Annotated in this window: 27 protein-coding genes, 1 tRNA gene and 1 pseudogene; 27 read left to right on the top strand and 2 right to left on the bottom strand. The window is 63.2% G+C overall.

The genetic code is table 11. The annotated features are described in order from the left end of the window. Positions 1-46 precede the first annotated feature (46 nt). The 6 genes from arsB to BRA62_RS10990 are packed head-to-tail and all read left to right on the top strand — an operon-like array spanning position 47 to position 3,986. Positions 47-1,138 carry an ACR3 family arsenite efflux transporter gene (gene arsB / locus BRA62_RS11015; protein ID WP_292366620.1) on the top strand — a complete coding sequence of 364 codons (1,092 nt, stop codon included), beginning with the start codon at positions 47-49 and terminating at the stop codon, positions 1,136-1,138. Continuing rightward, positions 1,135-2,013, top strand: coding sequence for a universal stress protein (locus BRA62_RS11010; protein ID WP_292366619.1), 879 nt, complete (start codon positions 1,135-1,137; stop codon positions 2,011-2,013). The genes arsB and BRA62_RS11010 overlap by 4 nt, the downstream gene beginning before the upstream one ends. Before the next feature lie 15 nt (positions 2,014-2,028). Next, positions 2,029-2,436 carry a DUF2703 domain-containing protein gene (locus tag BRA62_RS11005; protein WP_292366618.1) on the top strand — a complete coding sequence of 136 codons (408 nt, stop codon included), beginning with the start codon at positions 2,029-2,031 and terminating at the stop codon, positions 2,434-2,436. 37 nt (positions 2,437-2,473) lie between these two features. Continuing rightward, a complete protein-coding gene (locus tag BRA62_RS11000) occupies positions 2,474-3,217 on the top strand; it encodes a DUF169 domain-containing protein (protein ID WP_292366617.1) in 744 nt (247 codons plus the stop codon). A gap of 13 nt (positions 3,218-3,230) precedes the next feature. After that, complete coding sequence (locus BRA62_RS10995) at positions 3,231-3,638, top strand: arsenate reductase ArsC (protein WP_292366616.1); 408 nt, start codon at positions 3,231-3,233, stop codon at positions 3,636-3,638. Continuing rightward, positions 3,639-3,986 (top strand): putative zinc-binding protein, encoded by a 348-nt coding sequence (locus tag BRA62_RS10990; protein ID WP_292366615.1) that lies wholly within the window; start codon positions 3,639-3,641, stop codon positions 3,984-3,986. On the opposite strand, the gene BRA62_RS10985 is transcribed toward BRA62_RS10990, so the two are convergent. Beyond that, positions 3,976-4,365 (bottom strand): winged helix-turn-helix transcriptional regulator, encoded by a 390-nt coding sequence (locus BRA62_RS10985; RefSeq protein ID WP_292366614.1) that lies wholly within the window; start codon positions 4,363-4,365, stop codon positions 3,976-3,978. The genes BRA62_RS10990 and BRA62_RS10985 overlap by 11 nt on opposite strands. Positions 4,366-4,484: 119 nt before the next feature. Between BRA62_RS10985 and BRA62_RS10980 the strand changes: the two genes are divergently transcribed. The 8 genes and pseudogenes from BRA62_RS10980 to BRA62_RS10950 all read left to right on the top strand — a co-directional run bounded on the left by BRA62_RS10980 (position 4,485) and on the right by BRA62_RS10950 (position 9,757). Next, positions 4,485-4,841 carry a cupin domain-containing protein gene (locus BRA62_RS10980; protein ID WP_292366613.1) on the top strand — a complete coding sequence of 119 codons (357 nt, stop codon included), beginning with the start codon at positions 4,485-4,487 and terminating at the stop codon, positions 4,839-4,841. Next, positions 4,829-5,758, top strand: a complete 930-nt coding sequence (locus BRA62_RS10975) for an ABC transporter ATP-binding protein (RefSeq protein WP_292366612.1) — start codon at positions 4,829-4,831, stop codon at positions 5,756-5,758. Before BRA62_RS10980 ends, BRA62_RS10975 begins: the two co-directional genes overlap by 13 nt. Beyond that, positions 5,755-6,510 carry an ABC transporter permease gene (locus BRA62_RS10970; protein ID WP_292366611.1) on the top strand — a complete coding sequence of 252 codons (756 nt, stop codon included), beginning with the start codon at positions 5,755-5,757 and terminating at the stop codon, positions 6,508-6,510. The genes BRA62_RS10975 and BRA62_RS10970 overlap by 4 nt, the downstream gene beginning before the upstream one ends. Continuing rightward, positions 6,507-6,734 (top strand): annotated as a pseudogene (locus BRA62_RS12845) (V-type ATP synthase subunit D); the annotation flags it as partial. The gene BRA62_RS10970 and the pseudogene BRA62_RS12845, both read left to right, overlap by 4 nt. A gap of 183 nt (positions 6,735-6,917) precedes the next feature. Beyond that, positions 6,918-7,457 carry a nitrophenyl compound nitroreductase subunit ArsF family protein gene (locus BRA62_RS10965; RefSeq protein WP_292366610.1) on the top strand — a complete coding sequence of 180 codons (540 nt, stop codon included), beginning with the start codon at positions 6,918-6,920 and terminating at the stop codon, positions 7,455-7,457. Further along, on the top strand, positions 7,454-8,170 hold the full coding sequence (locus tag BRA62_RS10960) for an aromatic aminobenezylarsenical efflux permease ArsG family transporter (RefSeq protein ID WP_292366609.1): 717 nt from the start codon (positions 7,454-7,456) through the stop codon (positions 8,168-8,170). The genes BRA62_RS10965 and BRA62_RS10960 overlap by 4 nt, the downstream gene beginning before the upstream one ends. A 185-nt stretch (positions 8,171-8,355) precedes the next feature. Continuing rightward, on the top strand, positions 8,356-9,318 hold the full coding sequence (locus BRA62_RS10955) for a permease (protein WP_292366608.1): 963 nt from the start codon (positions 8,356-8,358) through the stop codon (positions 9,316-9,318). A 40-nt stretch (positions 9,319-9,358) separates the two neighbouring features. Next, entirely contained in the window at positions 9,359-9,757 is a 399-nt protein-coding gene (locus tag BRA62_RS10950; protein WP_292366607.1) for an ArsR/SmtB family transcription factor, read from the top strand. Positions 9,758-10,069: 312 nt separating this feature from the next. Here BRA62_RS10950 and BRA62_RS10945 read toward each other — a convergent pair. Further along, positions 10,070-10,154, bottom strand: a tRNA-Leu gene (locus BRA62_RS10945). A gap of 366 nt (positions 10,155-10,520) precedes the next feature. Here BRA62_RS10945 and BRA62_RS10940 point away from each other — a divergent pair. The 13 genes from BRA62_RS10940 to BRA62_RS10880 form a co-directional block, all read left to right on the top strand. Further along, the gene (locus BRA62_RS10940) at positions 10,521-11,006 is read left to right on the top strand and encodes a hypothetical protein (protein WP_292366606.1); all 486 of its coding nucleotides are present in this window, start codon (positions 10,521-10,523) and stop codon (positions 11,004-11,006) included. Then, on the top strand, positions 11,003-11,242 hold the full coding sequence (locus BRA62_RS10935; protein WP_292366605.1) for a DUF2109 family protein: 240 nt from the start codon (positions 11,003-11,005) through the stop codon (positions 11,240-11,242). The genes BRA62_RS10940 and BRA62_RS10935 overlap by 4 nt, the downstream gene beginning before the upstream one ends. Continuing rightward, positions 11,239-11,469, top strand: a complete 231-nt coding sequence (locus BRA62_RS10930) for a DUF2108 domain-containing protein (protein ID WP_292366604.1) — start codon at positions 11,239-11,241, stop codon at positions 11,467-11,469. Before BRA62_RS10935 ends, BRA62_RS10930 begins: the two co-directional genes overlap by 4 nt. Beyond that, positions 11,466-11,705 (top strand): EhaE family protein, encoded by a 240-nt coding sequence (locus tag BRA62_RS10925; protein ID WP_292366603.1) that lies wholly within the window; start codon positions 11,466-11,468, stop codon positions 11,703-11,705. The genes BRA62_RS10930 and BRA62_RS10925 overlap by 4 nt, the downstream gene beginning before the upstream one ends. Beyond that, the gene (locus tag BRA62_RS10920) at positions 11,699-12,154 is read left to right on the top strand and encodes a DUF2106 family protein (RefSeq protein WP_292366602.1); all 456 of its coding nucleotides are present in this window, start codon (positions 11,699-11,701) and stop codon (positions 12,152-12,154) included. The genes BRA62_RS10925 and BRA62_RS10920 overlap by 7 nt, the downstream gene beginning before the upstream one ends. Beyond that, positions 12,151-12,750 (top strand): EhaG family protein, encoded by a 600-nt coding sequence (locus BRA62_RS10915; protein WP_292366601.1) that lies wholly within the window; start codon positions 12,151-12,153, stop codon positions 12,748-12,750. The genes BRA62_RS10920 and BRA62_RS10915 overlap by 4 nt, the downstream gene beginning before the upstream one ends. Next, complete coding sequence (locus tag BRA62_RS10910; RefSeq protein ID WP_292366600.1) at positions 12,743-13,396, top strand: hypothetical protein; 654 nt, start codon at positions 12,743-12,745, stop codon at positions 13,394-13,396. The genes BRA62_RS10915 and BRA62_RS10910 overlap by 8 nt, the downstream gene beginning before the upstream one ends. 5 nt (positions 13,397-13,401) lie before the next feature. Further along, a complete protein-coding gene (locus tag BRA62_RS10905; protein WP_292366599.1) occupies positions 13,402-13,605 on the top strand; it encodes a hypothetical protein in 204 nt (67 codons plus the stop codon). Position 13,606: 1 nt separating this feature from the next. Further along, complete coding sequence (locus BRA62_RS10900) at positions 13,607-14,452, top strand: respiratory chain complex I subunit 1 family protein (RefSeq protein ID WP_292366598.1); 846 nt, start codon at positions 13,607-13,609, stop codon at positions 14,450-14,452. Further along, a complete protein-coding gene (locus BRA62_RS10895) occupies positions 14,449-14,691 on the top strand; it encodes a hypothetical protein (RefSeq protein ID WP_292366597.1) in 243 nt (80 codons plus the stop codon). Before BRA62_RS10900 ends, BRA62_RS10895 begins: the two co-directional genes overlap by 4 nt. Next, on the top strand, positions 14,688-15,080 hold the full coding sequence (locus BRA62_RS10890) for a DUF1959 family protein (protein ID WP_292366596.1): 393 nt from the start codon (positions 14,688-14,690) through the stop codon (positions 15,078-15,080). Before BRA62_RS10895 ends, BRA62_RS10890 begins: the two co-directional genes overlap by 4 nt. Beyond that, positions 15,077-15,532 carry an NADH-quinone oxidoreductase subunit B family protein gene (locus BRA62_RS10885; RefSeq protein WP_292366595.1) on the top strand — a complete coding sequence of 152 codons (456 nt, stop codon included), beginning with the start codon at positions 15,077-15,079 and terminating at the stop codon, positions 15,530-15,532. The genes BRA62_RS10890 and BRA62_RS10885 overlap by 4 nt, the downstream gene beginning before the upstream one ends. Further along, positions 15,529-15,908, top strand: a 380-nt coding sequence (locus BRA62_RS10880) for a nickel-dependent hydrogenase large subunit (protein ID WP_292366594.1), incomplete at its 3' end; no start/stop codon positions are given. The genes BRA62_RS10885 and BRA62_RS10880, both read left to right, overlap by 4 nt.

Raw genomic sequence — 15,908 nt, 5'->3', positions numbered from 1 at the left:
ATCCGGTGGATGCGGCTGCGGCGGCGGCTGCTGCTAGGGTGAGGGCATGGCGGCACCGAAACCGGAACGGCGCCTCTCCACCTTCGAGAAGTACCTCACGCTCTGGGTGGCGCTCTGCATCGTTGCCGGGATCCTCCTCGGCAGCACCTTCCCCGGTGTCGCGGTCGCGCTCGACGCCTTCTCGGTCTACCAGATCTCGATACCGATAGCCATCGCCCTCTTCTTCATGATCTACCCGATCATGGTGAAGATCGACTTTTCCGAAGTGCTTCGCGCTGCGAAGACGCCGAAGCCCGTCGCCCTGACGCTCCTCGTGAACTGGGCGATCAAGCCCTTCACGATGTACCTCATCGCCACCTTCTTCCTCGGCTACCTCTTCGTCGACTTCATCCCGGGCACCGAGATCCTCCCGAGCGGCGTCGAGGTCGAGCTCTGGCGGAGTTACGTCGCCGGGTGCATCCTGCTCGGCATCGCCCCCTGCACGGCGATGGTGCTGATGTGGAGCTACCTTGCGCGGGGCAACGACGGCCTGACCCTCGTGATGGTTGCGATCAACTCGCTCGTCATGCTCGTCCTCTACGCCCCGCTCGGTGGATTCCTTCTCGGCGTTGCCGCGATCCCGATCCCCTGGGAGACGATCCTCCTCTCGGTCGCGGTCTACGTCGGCCTTCCGCTCGCCGCCGGTTACGTGACGAGGAAGGGGATCATCGCCCGGAAGGGCATGGCCTGGTTCGAGATGAGGTTCCTGCACTACCTGACCCCGGTGAGCATCGCCGCCCTCCTCGGGACGCTCGTCCTCCTCTTCACCTTCAAGGGCGACGTCATCCTCGCAAACCCGCTCACCATCCTCTGGATCGCGATCCCGCTCTTCGTCCAGACGCTCTTCATCTTCACGCTCGGCTACTTCGTCCTCGCCCGGCGGCTGAAACTCGCCTACCGCGACGCCGCGCCCGCCGGGATGATCGGGGCCTCGAACCACTTCGAGGTCGCCATCGCGACCGCGACGATCCTCTTCGGCCTCGGGTCGGGGGCGGCGCTGGCGACGGTCGTCGGGGTGCTGATCGAGGTGCCGGTGATGCTGATGCTCGTGCGGATCTGCCTGGCGACGCAGGGTATGTTTGGAGGTGAAGCAGAATGACGAATGGCAGAAAACTCAGAAAGGTGCTCGTGCCGCTCGACGTGGCGGAGAGCGGCGAGAAGATCCTCTCGGCGGTGGAGGAGATCGCACGCCTCGGCGTTCAGGAGATCCGGCTCCTCCACGTGGCGAACGTGCGGGATACCCTTGCGGCCCCGGAGATCCTCGACCACGACCGGGAGGTGCTCGATGCATGGCGGGAGCGGCTGGTCGCGTGCGGGACTCCTTCCGTGACCGCGGAGGTGGTCAGCGGCATCCCCTCGATCGAGATCGTCGAGCGGTCGGAACGGGACGACTACGCGCTCATCGTCCTCGGCTCGCACGGGAGGAACCTGGTATCACGGGTGCTCCTCGGCAGCACCACGGAAGACGTCCTCCGGAATGTGAACGACCCGGTCCTCCTCGTCCGGCTGCGGATCATTGAAGCGGGCGATGAAGCGACCTGCCGGCTCGCGGCCGACCGGCTCTTTGGGCGCATCCTGTACGCGACGGACTTCTCGGCGTATGCCGAGCGGTGCATCCCCTGCCTCTCATGGATGGCCGGAGCGCACCCCGAGGAGATGATCGTCGCCCACATCCAGGACCTCCGGCACCTTGCGTATGCCTCGAAAGAAGAGATGACGGAGTTCAACCGGCGCGACGAGGAGCGGCTCGCGGCACTGAAGCGGCAGTTCGAGGAAGCCGGGTTTGCAAACGTCGGCACCGTCCTCCGGACGGGGAACGCGATCGACGAGGTGCTCTCCCTTGCGAAGGAGCGCGGCGCAACGCTCATCGTCCTGGGAGCGAAGGGGCGGCACGGGATTATCGAGCAGATCTTCGGCGGGGTGGCCGAAGCGGTCGTGCACCGGTCGGCGGGGCACGTGCTGATGGTACGGTAGATTCAGGAGACAGACATGACAGAACAAGAACTCGTCGTCGAATGGCGGCATATTGGAAGAGACATCGAGAGCACCTGCGAACGGTGCGGCGAGACGGGACGTGCAGTGATGGACGTCATCGAAGAGATACGCCCCATCCTCGAGGAAGAGGGCATCACGGTCCGGGTTGTCGAGACGCCCCTCGAGAACGCGGCAATCGGAGAGTCGAACAGCATCCTCTTCAACGGCATGCCGCTTGAGGACCTGATCGAGGGCATGGAGGTCACCAGCACGCCCTGTGCCTCCTGCGCCTGCATCACCGGGCAGGACGATGCAGCGTGCCGTGCGGTCGAGTATGACGGCGAACGATACGAGTCGATCCCGCCGGAGCTGATCGCCCGGGCGGTGCTGAAAGCGCTCGGGATAGCGACTACAGTAGAATAACGTGACAACTATGACAACTATCAAAGACATTCAGAAGATGGGATCGACGATGAAAGAGATCCTCGGGCTCTCCGGATCGCCCGTCGGCGTGCGGATCGTGAAGAGGGGCGATGAGATCGCAGAGGCCGAACCCGCAGGCGGGCACCGGTTCTGCCAGGCGCTGATGCGGGGGAGGCGCGGCGACCATGTCGTCGTGACCGCCGAGACGATCGCGTGCCCGGCGGCCGCCCGTGCCTTTGGCTTTAAGCCGCTCCCTGAGGCGCTGAAGTCGGGGAAGGGCCTGATCGGATTCGGGATCACCGCACACGAATCGGTCGGGCAGCAGATGTTCGCCGGGATGACAACCTTTGAGCCGGGCGAGATCGTCCAGCTCGACGTCTTCCCGCTGGACGCCGCCGGGAGCGAACCCGACGTCGTGGTCGTGGAGGACGAGGTCGAGAAACTGATGTGGATCGTCCTTGCCTACATGCATGCCCGCGGGGGAGAACGGGTCTCCGGCTCGACCGCCGTTCTGCAGGCGACCTGCGTGGATTCAACGATCATTCCCTACGTCGAGGACCGGCTCAACTACGGATTCGGCTGCTACGGCTGCCGGGACGCGACCGATATGGGGCCCGGCGAGGCGATCCTCGGGTTCCCGGCGCACTACCTCCCCGAGATCGTCGAGCATCTCGAGTACCTGAACAGAAAGGCGCTCCCGCACTCCCGGGGCAAACATGCCCTTGCCGCGCTCACGAAACAGCGGGGAGGCAGCGAGCAGGGTTCCTGCTCGTCGCTCTGAAACGAGGTGTGGTATGAAGAAGAGAGTGCTCTTCGTCTGCACCCATAACGCCGCCCGCTCGCAGATGGCGGAGGGCTACATGAACGCCCGCTACGGCGACCGGTATGAGGCCTTCTCCGCCGGCACCGAGCCCGGGACCCTGAACCAGTATGCCGTCCGGGCGATGGCCGAGCTCGGGATCGACATCTCCGGTCATCGTTCAAAGGATCTCGGTGAGTTCGACGAACAGGAGATGGATCTCCTCGTCGCCGTCTGCGAGGGCGGGATCTGCCCCTTCTTTCCCTGGGCAAAGGAAGAGATCCACCGGGAGTTCCCGGACCCCTCGACCCTCACCGGCACCGACGAGGAGATCATGGCCGGTGTCCGGCGGATCCGGGACGAGATTACCGGCTGGATCGACGCGACGTTCGGGGGGAACTGATTGACGGTCACCGTCATCGCCTGTTCGGGGATCTCGAACACCGGGAAGCTGACCGCCCAGACGGGGGCGATGCTCCTCCACTGCTCCTGCGGAGCGGTCGAGGCCTGCATCGCGGCCACCCGGCCGACGGCGGCGCTGGCGAATGCGGTCCGGCACGCGGATCGCGTCCTGGTGCTGGACGGGTGCGCCGACTGCTGCGGGAAGAAGAAACTCAGGGCGCTCGGCATCGAGCCGCACCTGCATATCGTTGCAACTGACTGCGGCATCGCAAAGAACGGGATGGCCGAGCCACGGTTCGACGAGATCGAGCGCCTTTCGGCCGCCGTTATGGAGGCAATCAGGGAGTGAACGCCGGCCGGGTGCAGGCACCCGAAGGCGCAACGAGGCTGCACGCCGGAACCTGTCCTGCATCCCGCTCCGATGCCCACTGCAGGAGCGGCAGTATCGCCTCCCGGAGCCCGGCACCGTCCCCGGTGAGCGAATACTCCACCCGGGGCGGGATCTCGGCGTAGCAGTGCCGCTCGACGAGGCGCTCGTCCACGAGAACTTTGAGCGTGTCGGTGAGCGTCTTCGGGCTGATCCCGGGAAGCGCCTCCTGCAGTTCGGTGAACCGGATCGTCCCTGCCCGTCCGATGGTCGTGATGATAAGGAGCGTCCACTTCTTCGCAATGACGGGGAGTATTCCCCGGAGAGGGCAGGTGCCGAAGGCTTCACTATCGTTGCACATAGTAAGTATCAGTATCGACAGGAAGTACCTTAATACTTCATTTGAGAAAGTATTGTCAGAGACACTTCAGACGTAACTCTCGTGTGCGGATGAAAGAGATACGGGGAAGGGAAGACATCATGACACAGGACACCGGTGAGAACCGCAGTGCCCGGCTGGATCTTACGCAGATGGCAGAGTTTTCCAGGAGCGGGCCGGTAAAGAAAGACCTGATGCGATCGGGGCAGACCGATCTGGTTCTCGTCTGCTTCGAGAGCGGCCAGGGGATCCCGCCCCACCGTGAACCGTACGCGGTGCAATTCCTCGTGCTCTCCGGGGAAGGCACCATCTTTTCGGGAGACGACGAGTACCAGGTGGAGACGGGGCACCTCGTGGCGGTGGCCGCAAACGGGGTGCGGGGCATCAGGTGCCGCACACGGATGACCATCCTCGGAATACGCCACGTTGAGAGGATGGATCAGTCATGCCGGGAGTGATTGAGGCGCGAGACCTGACGAAGACTTTCGGCGCCGTCACCGCCGTGGACCACGTCTCGTTCGAGGTCCGCGAAGGCGAGATCTTCGGCTTTCTCGGCCCGAACGGGGCGGGGAAGACCACCACCACAAGGATGCTCACCGGCGTCGTCCCGATGGACGGCGGGAGCGTCAGGATCTTCGGGCACGACATCCGAAAGGAACCGGTCGATGCGAAGCAGCGGTTCGGCGTCGTGCCGGAGACCTCGAACGCCTACGTCGACCTCACCGCGTGGCAGAACCTCATGCTGATGGGGGAACTTTATGGGCTTGAGCGGGACCGGGCGGATCGGCGCTCACGCGACCTCCTCGAAACCCTCGGCCTCTACGAGAGGAGGGACCAGAAGGTGCAGGGCTATTCGAAGGGCATGAAGCAGCGGCTCATCCTCGCCATGGCGCTCCTCCACGAGCCCGAGCTCCTGTTCCTCGACGAACCGACGAGCGGGCTTGACGTGCAGAGTACGCAGATGATTCTCGCCATGCTGCGGGCGCTGAATGCGGACGGGACCACCATCTTCCTCACCACCCACAACATGGAGGAAGCGAACCGGCTCTGCGACCGGGTCGGGATCATCCGGGGCGGCCGGATCGTCGCGATCGATGCACCGGAGAGGCTGAAGACCGCGATCGACCGCGTCCACCGGATCGAGGTGAGCTTCGATGGGGAGGTTTCGGGAGACCTCCTTTCAGGGCTTGCGGGCATCACCGGGGCTGCCCGAACGGGGGACAAATGGCAGATCACGGCAGAGAATCAGGACACGGCCATCCGCTCCCTCGTGGCATTCAGCCGGGACCGCGGTGCGGCGATCCTCACCCTGAACACCCTTGCCCCGTCGCTCGACGAGGTCTTCCTGCGGCTGACCGGGGAGGAGCGGCCATGAACCCGGCAGGAACGTCCGAACAGGTCCGGCGGGCATGGGCGATAGCAAAGAAGGATATCCGTATCTATTACTCCAAGGGCCCCGTGCTCATATTCGGCATCTTCATGCCGGTCTTCCTCTTCCTGGCCTTCTTCATGGGAGGCCGGCAGCTCCCCCTCGCGTTCCTCCTCTCCGGGCTTATGGGGATGACCCTCTTCTTCACCTCGACCGCCGTATCCCCGGCTATCTTTCCCTGGGAAGGGCAGGCAAAGACCCTCGAGCGGCTCGCAGCCTGTCCCATCACCATCGAGGCGATCGTCCTCGGGGACATGATCGCCTCCATCCTCTTCGGCATCGGGGTCACGGCGGTCACGCTCCTCATCGCCCTCGCCCTCGGCCTGCCGCTCCTGCACGGCATCGCGCTCGGCTCCGCCGTCCTCCTTGCGGCGGTCTGCTTCTCGGCTATCGGGATGCTCCTTGCCGCCCCCCCGACGAACGTGCCTTCAAACATCATGATGCTCTCCTCGCTCCTGAAGTTTCCGCTCGTCTTTATCTCCGGGATCTTTGTCCCGCTCGAGCAGATGCCCGAGTGGGGGCTTTACCTTGCCGTCTGCTCGCCGCTCACCTACTTCACCGACCTGGTGCGCTACTCGTTTACGGGCGCACACTACTTCCCGGTGCCGCTCGACATCGCAGCGCTTTGCCTCTTCACCCTGGTCTTCACCGCCGCCACGATGCACCTGCACAGGCGGAGCATGCCGCGGAGGATGTGACGTCGCGCCGGGAACCCGGGTTCCGGGTTTGGGTGCGGCTCCTCGCATCTTTGCAGCCGGGTGCTGCACCTGACCCCCTCCTCGAAGAAGAGGAGGAGACTCTCCGGGCGCTTGAGGGGAGCATCATGCGGACACGCCGGAAGGTGAACGCAATGGACAGGGTCCTGATCCCCCGCATCGTCGAGACCCTGCGGTATACTGAAGAGCGGTTTGAGGAGCGGGAGCGAGCCGGAGTGACCGCTTCTGCGGATCGCCCCCCGGTACGCGGTGGAGAGACGCCGATTTTTCGGCAGGGGAATGTGGTGCTGAAGCGTCACTGGAGAAAGCATATATATCAACCTGTACAAGAACACAGAACCATTTCAAACCAAGTTGTAACAGTCAATCCAGCGACAGGAGTGTCCCAGATGAAAACAAAACAACCATGCAGCCCCGAGGCCCCGCGCGTGCGCAGGGGGCCTGCCTGCAGCATAACCGGACGAAAGGTCCTGCCGTTATTTGCGCTGTCGGTCCTCCTGGCCTTTGCCGCCCTCTTTGCAGGGTGCACGACGGAACCCGGCGGAGCGAACGCCGCCACCATCTCGCCGCTCAACGGCACCGTCACGAAAGTCGAGGTCATCCACTTCACCGCGCCGAACCAGTGCTACTCCTGCGTGGTGCTCGGCGACTACGCCGAAGAGACCGTGAAGACACACTTCCCCGAAGAACTCGGCTCCGGGAAGATCATCTTCGACCACATCGATGTCGCCGACCCGGAAAAGAAGGAGATCGTCGAGCGCTATGGTGCGACCGGCTCGTCCCTCTGGATCGGCACCTACGACGACCAGGGTGGATTTTATAAAGAACAGGATATCCGGGTCTGGTACAAACTCAACGACAAACCCGGATTCATGCAGTATCTCAAGACGCTGATCGGGATGCGTCTCGCCGGGGACTTCTCGCAATGAGCCTGATGGGGTTCATGGAGACGATGGGGACGAGCAGCATCCCTCTCGTCGCCGCGTTCTTCATCGGGTTGATGATGGCCCTCTCCCCCTGCCCGCTCGCGACGAACATCGCCGCGATCGGCTACCTCTCCCGCCGGATCGGCAGCCCGGTTCAGACCATCCTTGCGGGCTCGCTCTACAGTGCGGGGAGGATGGCCGTATACGTCGGGCTTGCGGCGCTGATCGTCATCTTCGGCCTCTCCGTCCAGGAGATCTCACTCTTCCTCCAGACGTGGGGCGAGATGCTGGTCGGCCCGCTGCTGATCGCGATCGGGGTCGTGATGCTCGATCTCGTCCCGCTCCCCTCCTTTCAGGGCGGCAGCAGGAAGTTTGCGGCGTTCAAGGAACGGGTCGCCGACCGGGGACTCACGGGGAGTTTCATCCTCGGCGTGCTCTTCGCGCTGACCTTCTGCCCGTTCTCGGCGGTGCTCTTCTTTGCGATGCTTGTCCCGCTGGCGCTCCGGGCCTCCGATCCGCTCGGGGTACCGGCAGTCTTTGCCGTCGCCACCGCTCTGCCGGTGATCGCGTTCTCGCTGATCATGGTGACCGGGGTTGCTAAGGTGGGGAGCGCGATGAAGGCGGCGGAGAGGTTCGAGTACTGGACGCGGCGGATCGTCGGGGTGCTCTTCATCGGGATCGGGGTATACCTTCTCGCGGCAATGCTGCTTGGGTGAGGCCGGATGCCGCCGGTGCGGCCGCGCTCGCCCCCTATTTTTCAGGCGGGGCCCCAGACGCGGGAGATCTCTGGTCTCCCCGCCGCCCATCCTGATCGTGGCCTTCACCGGCATCCGACACAGGGTATCACCATCGCAAAAGGATATCAATATATGTATATTCGAATATACGAATATTGGGTATTATGATAGGCATCAACGATCTTGCCGACGTGGTCCAGACGTTCCTGGTCATCACCGCCGAACTCGTCCTGCTCTTTATCGGAATCAGTTTCGTCGTCGGACTCATCCAGGAATACGTCCCGGAAGAGAAGATCAAACGCGCGCTCACCAGCAGGTACCCGGTGCTCGGAACCGCCATGGGAGCCGTCTTTGGCGCCCTCACGCCGTTCTGCTCCTGCTCGACGATTCCGGTGCTGGTAGGGCTGCTGAAGGCGAAAGTTCCCTTCGGGGCAAGTATGGCATTCCTCTTCGCATCACCGCTCTTAAACCCGATCATCATCTTCCTGGCCCTCGCATTCGTCGGCCCGTTTCCGACGCTGGTTTACGGCGTCATTGCATTCATTATCGCCGTCCTTTCCGGTCTTACGCTCGAACGCCGCGGGTACCTGCGATTCGTGAAAGCGGTTGGAACGGAGAAGAGTAGTGATGAGGGGGCAGCGGCAGCCGGATGTTGTTCCTGCGCGTGCGGGACCGCCGGCGTAGCGCCGCCCACCCACAGTACGCGCATGCGTTCGGCGTTCGGGTTTGCGTTCACGCTTTTCCGCCAGGTACTGCCGTACCTCGTCCTCGGTGCCGCCATAGGGGCCTTCATCTACGGTTTTGTCCCGGAAGACCTGATCGTCTCCCTCGCGGGACCGGAGAACCCGCTCGCTATCCCGGTCGCAGCGATCATCGGCATCCCCATGTATATCCGGGCAGAGACGATCATCCCCATCAGTGCCGTACTTGCTGCCAAGGGGATGGGGGTCGGTGCGGTCATGGCGCTCATCATCGGCGGGGCGGGCGCGAGCATTCCGGAAGTGACCCTTCTTGCTTCGATATTTGAGCGCAGGCTTGTTGCAGCATTCGTCGTCACGGTGCTGGGGGTCGCGATCCTCACCGGCATCGTCCTGCAGGTGTTCCAGCTCGGGGGCGTGATCGCATGAATCTCACTGGATCCGCGCGTATGAAAGGAGGTGGCGGCATATGACCGTCCGGTCGCATCGCCGGGAGGCTGACAATCTTCACTCCTATGTCACGATCTTTAAGGCGCTCTCGGACGAGACCCGGCTCAGAATCTTTCTTCTGCTCGGGGAAGGCGAGCTTTGCGTCTGCCAGATACAGGTGGCCCTCGCGATGCCCCAGACGAAGATCTCGCGACACCTCACGGTTCTCCGCCATGCAGGTCTGGTGACCGCTCGTCGCGACGGGCTGTGGATGTACTACTCGCGGGCGGAATCGGAGTCCCCTCCGCTCCGGGTGCTTACGGAATGCCTCACCAGCCGGCTGGAGGCCGATCCGGACCTTATGAGATCGGTGGTGTCCGATCAGAGGTATGCCTCTCTATCCCCGGAGGAGATCGCACGGATGGCAAAGGATACGTAGGATCCCGGAGCTGCTACCGGGGAACGTCGTTCCTGCGGTGTTCACGCTCCTGTCCTACGGACGGTCGCGTAACAAACCGTCGCACTCTCCGATCAGTCACCCCTCGCCTGCCTTCCGGCTCGCCAGGCCTCGTGACCCGACCTACCTTGAAAAGAAGCGCATCCGTGCTGGAGTGCGGTCTGGGTAGCGCGGCAGATCATGTGAGCAAGATTACGGCGGCGGAGGTAGTGCAGGGAGTCAGTGATCTCCTCTCGGTCGCGTGAGTACGATGATCCTCGATCTGGAGGAAATAAACCTTGAAAATTGTGCGTATGCGGGGGAAGGGATTCGAACCCTTGAACTCCTTCGAGACTGGACCCTAAATCCAGCGCCTTTGACCTGGCTCGGCAACCCCCGCGTGCATATATGTCGGTGCCGGGAGAATTATACTTGTTCCCCGGCGCCACAGGGGGCGCCTTCCGCCGGGAGCTCGTCGTCCGGGAGCCTGCCTGACGGCCGGGCATGCGCGGCACCACGCGCACCCGGGCCGATCCGGAGACCCTCTCCGGTGCCGGGATCCGGAAATTTCGGCGCAAAGAGTCCCCAAAAAGGTGCGTGGAAAAATATATTGTATATAAAACCCATTACATTACATATCAAATCAACCAGGGGCTGTCGTACCGGAGATCATCCGGAGCCGTAATTCGGCCAAATCGGGCCCGAAATGTTAACAACAAAACCTTTATTGAATTGATTAACCATATTTTCCATTAGTTGAGCTAGAATGCTGGGCGAGTTCCTCCATATCCTGGCGGCAGCGACCATCAGCTGGATTCTCTTCGTTACCGTCGATATTTTCTTCAGGTTGCCGGAAGCGGGGGGCGTCAGCGGAGCGTCTGCCGTCGCGCGGGACATCGAGGCCGGCGGCGGCGCTCTTGCCGGCGGCACCATGATGGGGAACATCGTCTGCTCCCCCGACGCCTCGGCGGGGACGCTCCTTGCCGCCTGCGGCGTCTACGCCGCCGGCATCCCCGGCGGCCTCGCTGCGGCCCTTATGGTCTTTGTCGGCAACCGCATCTGCCACGACCCCGGCTACGCGGGGACCACCGGCGCGGTTCTCGCCACGTTCGTCGTCTACGCCTTCACCCTGGTCGGCTTTTCCGCAACCGACTTCATCGCGGGCATGGTGATTGCCATCCTCACCATCCAGGGGCTCTCCCATACCCACGCAAGCCGGCTTCTTGACCGGCTCTGGAGGGCGAGACAGTGATCGCGCTCTACCTAGTGGCCGCGATCGCGGTCTTTGCCGCTATACGGGTCATCATTGAGAAAAACACCGCCCGGAAACTCCCCTACACGAACGTCATGAACTTCGCCGTCGCCGGTGCGCTCGTCCTGCTGCTCGATCACCCGCTCTCCATCGTCGCGGCGGCAGCCTACTTCGTCGGCTCCACGCTCGAGGCGAATGCCATAGCAAGCACCTACGCGGGAGGGATGAAACGGTGATCGTCGCCCTCGAGGTTGCGTTCGGGCTCGTCGCGCTCCTCGGCGCGGTCTCCACAGCCCTCATCCGGGACTCCTACGGAAAAGTGATCTCGCTCGGTATCCTCGTCGCCGGCATCGTGCCGTTCATCGTGGACCGCGGCTACCTGGACGTCGCGATCGCGGTCTCCCTGATCGCTCCGGTCGCCACGATATTCGTTCTCATGGTCGTGAGGAGGGAGCAGGCGTGAACGCCACCCTCGTTCTCGGCCTCGCCGTCCTCGTCATCGGCGTCCTCGGCGTCGCCTTCGTGAGGCCGAAGACCTACGTCGCCCGGCTGATCAACCTCGAGATACCGGCATGGGGGCTCTTACTCGTCATGCTCGCCTACGACGAAGCCCTGGCCCTCCTGACGTTCGTTGCGGTCACCGCGATCAGCACGTTCGTCATCGTGCGGCTGATGGAATGGAGGGATGCATCGTGCTGATCATCACGCGGATCTCAAGGTTCGTCTCCAACTTCCAGAACCTCGTGGCGCTCTTTGCCGGTGCGTGCATCATCATCTCCCTCGCCGGCATCCTCTCCCTGCCGCTCGGATTCGAGGAGCAGCAGCTCTACCCGAAGACGGACCTCGACCCCGCGAGCGGGCTCTACCCCTACGACCGGGGAGGAGTGCCGTTCGGCACAACGGAGGTCGTCGCCCAGTACCCGGAGAACTCGCCCTACGCAGGCTACGTCACCGCCTACTTAACGCCGCTCTCGCAGTACCTCGCGGACCACACGCACTACCTCGGCACGACGATCGTCGCCCATCCGGGCGGGATCGTCGACGAGATCCTCTACAACACCCGGGGGCTCGATACGGTCGTCGAGACGAGCATTCTCTTTGCAGCGTTCGCGATCGCCTCCTACCTCTTCCGGAGGGAGGCAGAATGATCCCCGATTACTCAATCGGCCTCCTGGTGGCGTTTGCGGCAGCGGGAACCGCGTTCTTTGCCCTGATGCGGGAGACCGACGGCCTTCACCGCCTGCTGCTCACGGACCTCGTCGAGGTCGTCACCCTCGCGTTCATCGCGCTCGTCGGCACCGACCTCGCGGAGGCCCTCATCCTGCCGGGCCTCGTGGTGGGGGTCTCGGAGCTCATCGCGCTCTCCGAGATCTACCGGGTAAAGGAGGGCTACGTCCGGCCGCCGGCGGCCGGCCTGCAGATCGAGGTGATGGAGAGCGCTCCCGGAATACTCGCCGCGATCCTCGTCGTCTACGGCATAATCCTCTCCGGGTTCTCCGGCGGGGCCGTCGCCGGCCTCGGCGTGATCTTCTACTTCCTCAGCCGCAGCCACAACGAGCGGTTCGAGCTGATCGAGACGGCGAGCGGCTACTCGTGGGTGCTCTGGATCGTCGCGTTCTTCGTCTTCATGCTCCTCCCGCAGCACTGGTTCTTCGCGGTCATGCTCGCGGGAGCTGCGATCCTCGTCAAGGTCATGGCCAAGATGTCGCTCATCGGCACCATGCGGGGTGGTCCGAATGCCTGAAATCGGCGGAAGCGACCTCTTCGTGCTGGAGTTCGGGGATATCCTCCACTACTACACCCCCTACACCACGACGCTGTTTGTGCTCGCGCTGATCTTCACGGCCCTTGCCATCCTGAGCAGGCCCGAGGGGCAGGTCGATATAGCGTTCGGGGGGGACGCCTACTACGCGAAGGAGACCGCTGTCTCCGAGATGCGCTTCCGGCGGTTCATGACGATCGCGTGCGGCCTCGCGACGATGGGCGCGATGGGGAGCGGGGACATCTTCAACTTCACGCTCTTTGCCTCGCTCGTCGGCATCACGAACGTCGGCATCGTCGCGGCGGTAAAAAGCCGCCACGTCCTCGACGCCGCGTACGAATACGGCATCGTCGCCATGGTCGCCACCCTGCCGCTCTTCGGGGGCGCCGCGCTGATCCTCGCGACCACCGGCACGCTCTCGATACCGGCTCTTGCGGCCGGCGCCTCTGCCGTCCCGCTGATAGGCAAAGCCCTCCTCGCACTCGGCGTCATCGGAGAGGGGATGGCGCCGTTCTACGCGGCAAAGGCCGAGATGTTCCGGGCGCCGGGCGCCCCCTACGTCATCATGTGCTCCCTCTCGTCGCTGTTGATCTTCCTGCGCGTCGTGGAGATTGCCATAACCATCTGATTACCATGAAGAGAAAGACGGTTTCCCTGGGACTCGCGGCATCGGCCGCCGTCATCGTCGCCGCATGGGGGCTGCTCGCAGCAGGCCTCATCCCGCTCTGGGCGGCGGAGACAGCCATCGTGATCGCGTTTCCCGCACTGGTCATCTTCCTGGGGCTCTGGTGGCGGGCTCCGGGCGGAGAAGAGGATATCCCGTTCATAGGATACTGACATGATCGAGTACCTGGCATTTGCAGCAATCTTCGGCCTCCTCCTGCTGGGGCTTCACCGGAAAGTCATCGCACGGGTACAGACGAGACCGGGCCCTCCTGTCTGGCAGGAGATCCTTCACGCCCTGAAGTTCTCGTTCAAGAGCACCTGGGTCCCGAAGACCGCAAGCGCCACGCTCTACGTGGGCGTCGTGCTCGTCGGCATCGGGATCTGGAGCGCCGCACTCTTCATCGTCCTTGCCGGCGAGAGCATCCTGATCCTCTTTGCAATCTACATGCTTCACAAGGTCGTGGAGCACGGGTTCGGGCTCTCGTCGGGATCACCCTACGGGAAGTTCGGCGGTGTCCGGTCGGTCATATCCGCGGCCTCCGAGATTCCGCTCTTCGTCACGATCGCCGCGATCTACCTCTTCACGGGGTCGCTCCTTCTTTCGGACATCACCGCCTACCAGGCAGTCCATGGCCCGTTCCTCCTCATAGCGCCGCCTGTTGCGATAGCAATGTACCTCGTGATCCTCTCGAAGATGCCCTACGGCCCCTTCTCCATCGTCGAGAGCAAAGAACTCGTGAGCGGCTACAAGACCGAGCACTTCGGGGTCTGGCGGGCGGGGATCTCCGTCATCGACGGGCTCAAGACGTTCGTGCTCCTCTACGCCTTCGTCGCGATCTTCATCGGGGCCGTGCCGTTCTCTCTGGCGCTCGTCATCATGACCGTGATTCTGGTGTCGCTCTCGTTCGTATGCGCGGTAACGCCCATGCTCTCGCCGTTTGACAGCGTCACGATCCAGGGGCTCATCACCGGCGCGATGCTCGCCTACGTCGGATACCTGTGGTGGGTGATGCCATGATCCGCGAACTGGTGCTCTTTGGCGGGGCGGCGTACCTTGTCATCGCCCTGGTGCAGTGGCTGCAGAACGGGACGGTCCGGGGCGAGGCGGTGGCCCTCGCCGGGGTCCTCGTGGCCCTCTCCCTCGTCCACGGCGTCTCGAACGAGGAGCGGATGAAAAGGTTCGAGACGGCGGGACTCTGGCTGGCGGTCGCCCTCTTCGTCGGCTACGCTCTTCTGAAGGCGGGAGGATTCGCATGACCGGGTACCTCTACGAGAAAGACCTCCGGCAGATGAAGTACAACATCCTGACGAGCACGAAGCATGACGAGGCCGTCCGGGCGATTGCCCGGCGCCTCGGGATGAGTAACGCGAAACTCCGGATGGTGATGATCCGGCGGTTCGACATGTCCCTGCTCGAGAACCTCGAATCCCGGTGGCAGATGGGGCAGCAGCACGCGGATAACGACAGCGACCTGGTGGCAAAAGATCTCGGGTGCGAACTCTTCACCCGGTTCGTGCCGCTCGTGGATCCCCGGGTCATGCAGACGATATGCAATGAGACAAGAGCAATGACAGGCAACGAATCGTCTCTCGACGAAGCGATCGCGCGAGGAAAAGCACGTGTCCGGGAGGCGATCCTCTCATGAGCATCCTCCAGGACATCAAGAACGCCGTCCGGTCGAGGTCAATCCACGTCGCTTACGTCGACGTCGGGTCGTGCAACGGCTGCGACATCGAGGTCCTCGCCTGCCTCGCGCCGCGCTACGACATCGAGCAGTACGGCATCTACGTCCACAACAACCCCCGGGAGGCCGACGTCCTCCTGGTCATCGGCTCCGTCACCCCGCAGTGGGTGGACAAGCTCCGCGACATCTGGGAGAAGATTCCGGAGCCGAAGGTGGCCGTTGCCATCGGGAACTGCCCGATATCGGGGTGCGTCTATGCCCGGAGGGGTACCTTGACGACCCCGCCCGTCGAGAATTATATACCAATCGCCGCGCAGGTGCCGGGCTGCCCGCCCCGCCCTACGGAGATCCTCTCCGCCATACTCTCGGTCGCGCCGCTGATCTACAAGGACTACGAGGAGAAGCAACGATGAAGAAGACCGTCGACGTGTCCATCCCGCTCGGCCCGGTGCATCCCTGCTGGAAGGAGCCCGTCCGCATCAAGTGCGAGACGGCGGGCGAGCGGGTGCTCAGGACCGAGGTCGAGCTCGGGTACATGAAGAAAGGGATCGAGCGGATCATGCGGGGCCGGCCCTGGCAGGAGGTAATGTTCCTTGCCGAACGCGTCTGCGGCATCTGCTCGGTCATTCACAACATGGTCTTCATCGAGGCGATGGAGGAGATCAGCGAGATCGCGGTCCCACCGCGGGCGGCCTACCTCCGGGTCATCGTGAACGAGCTCGACCGAATGGCAAGCCACATCCTCGCGAACTTCTCCTACTGCTACACGATCGAGCACGAGACGCTCGC

It is taken from the genome of Methanoculleus sp. UBA208 (assembly GCF_002498065.1).
Lineage (GTDB): Archaea > Halobacteriota > Methanomicrobia > Methanomicrobiales > Methanoculleaceae > Methanoculleus.
The sequence above is the reverse complement of the archived record's forward strand: the minus strand, read 5'-3'. Positions and strand labels throughout refer to the sequence as shown.

What these genes read in the sequence shown, in the direction of transcription:
- arsB (WP_292366620.1), top strand. Translation starts at nt 47, where the DNA reads ATGGCGGCACCGAAACCGGAACGGCGCCTCTCCACCTTCGAGAAGTAC.
- BRA62_RS11010 (WP_292366619.1), top strand. Translation starts at nt 1,135, where the DNA reads ATGACGAATGGCAGAAAACTCAGAAAGGTGCTCGTGCCGCTCGACGTG.
- BRA62_RS11005 (WP_292366618.1), top strand. Translation starts at nt 2,029, where the DNA reads ATGACAGAACAAGAACTCGTCGTCGAATGGCGGCATATTGGAAGAGAC.
- BRA62_RS11000 (WP_292366617.1), top strand. Translation starts at nt 2,474, where the DNA reads ATGGGATCGACGATGAAAGAGATCCTCGGGCTCTCCGGATCGCCCGTC.
- BRA62_RS10995 (WP_292366616.1), top strand. Translation starts at nt 3,231, where the DNA reads ATGAAGAAGAGAGTGCTCTTCGTCTGCACCCATAACGCCGCCCGCTCG.
- BRA62_RS10985 (WP_292366614.1), bottom strand. Translation starts at nt 4,365, where the DNA reads ATGTGCAACGATAGTGAAGCCTTCGGCACCTGCCCTCTCCGGGGAATA.
- BRA62_RS10980 (WP_292366613.1), top strand. Translation starts at nt 4,485, where the DNA reads ATGACACAGGACACCGGTGAGAACCGCAGTGCCCGGCTGGATCTTACG.
- BRA62_RS10975 (WP_292366612.1), top strand. Translation starts at nt 4,829, where the DNA reads ATGCCGGGAGTGATTGAGGCGCGAGACCTGACGAAGACTTTCGGCGCC.
- BRA62_RS10970 (WP_292366611.1), top strand. Translation starts at nt 5,755, where the DNA reads ATGAACCCGGCAGGAACGTCCGAACAGGTCCGGCGGGCATGGGCGATA.
- BRA62_RS10965 (WP_292366610.1), top strand. Translation starts at nt 6,918, where the DNA reads ATGAAAACAAAACAACCATGCAGCCCCGAGGCCCCGCGCGTGCGCAGG.
- BRA62_RS10960 (WP_292366609.1), top strand. Translation starts at nt 7,454, where the DNA reads ATGAGCCTGATGGGGTTCATGGAGACGATGGGGACGAGCAGCATCCCT.
- BRA62_RS10955 (WP_292366608.1), top strand. Translation starts at nt 8,356, where the DNA reads ATGATAGGCATCAACGATCTTGCCGACGTGGTCCAGACGTTCCTGGTC.
- BRA62_RS10950 (WP_292366607.1), top strand. Translation starts at nt 9,359, where the DNA reads ATGACCGTCCGGTCGCATCGCCGGGAGGCTGACAATCTTCACTCCTAT.
- BRA62_RS10940 (WP_292366606.1), top strand. Translation starts at nt 10,521, where the DNA reads ATGCTGGGCGAGTTCCTCCATATCCTGGCGGCAGCGACCATCAGCTGG.
- BRA62_RS10915 (WP_292366601.1), top strand. Translation starts at nt 12,151, where the DNA reads ATGATCCCCGATTACTCAATCGGCCTCCTGGTGGCGTTTGCGGCAGCG.
- BRA62_RS10910 (WP_292366600.1), top strand. Translation starts at nt 12,743, where the DNA reads ATGCCTGAAATCGGCGGAAGCGACCTCTTCGTGCTGGAGTTCGGGGAT.
- BRA62_RS10905 (WP_292366599.1), top strand. Translation starts at nt 13,402, where the DNA reads ATGAAGAGAAAGACGGTTTCCCTGGGACTCGCGGCATCGGCCGCCGTC.
- BRA62_RS10900 (WP_292366598.1), top strand. Translation starts at nt 13,607, where the DNA reads ATGATCGAGTACCTGGCATTTGCAGCAATCTTCGGCCTCCTCCTGCTG.
- BRA62_RS10895 (WP_292366597.1), top strand. Translation starts at nt 14,449, where the DNA reads ATGATCCGCGAACTGGTGCTCTTTGGCGGGGCGGCGTACCTTGTCATC.
- BRA62_RS10890 (WP_292366596.1), top strand. Translation starts at nt 14,688, where the DNA reads ATGACCGGGTACCTCTACGAGAAAGACCTCCGGCAGATGAAGTACAAC.
- BRA62_RS10885 (WP_292366595.1), top strand. Translation starts at nt 15,077, where the DNA reads ATGAGCATCCTCCAGGACATCAAGAACGCCGTCCGGTCGAGGTCAATC.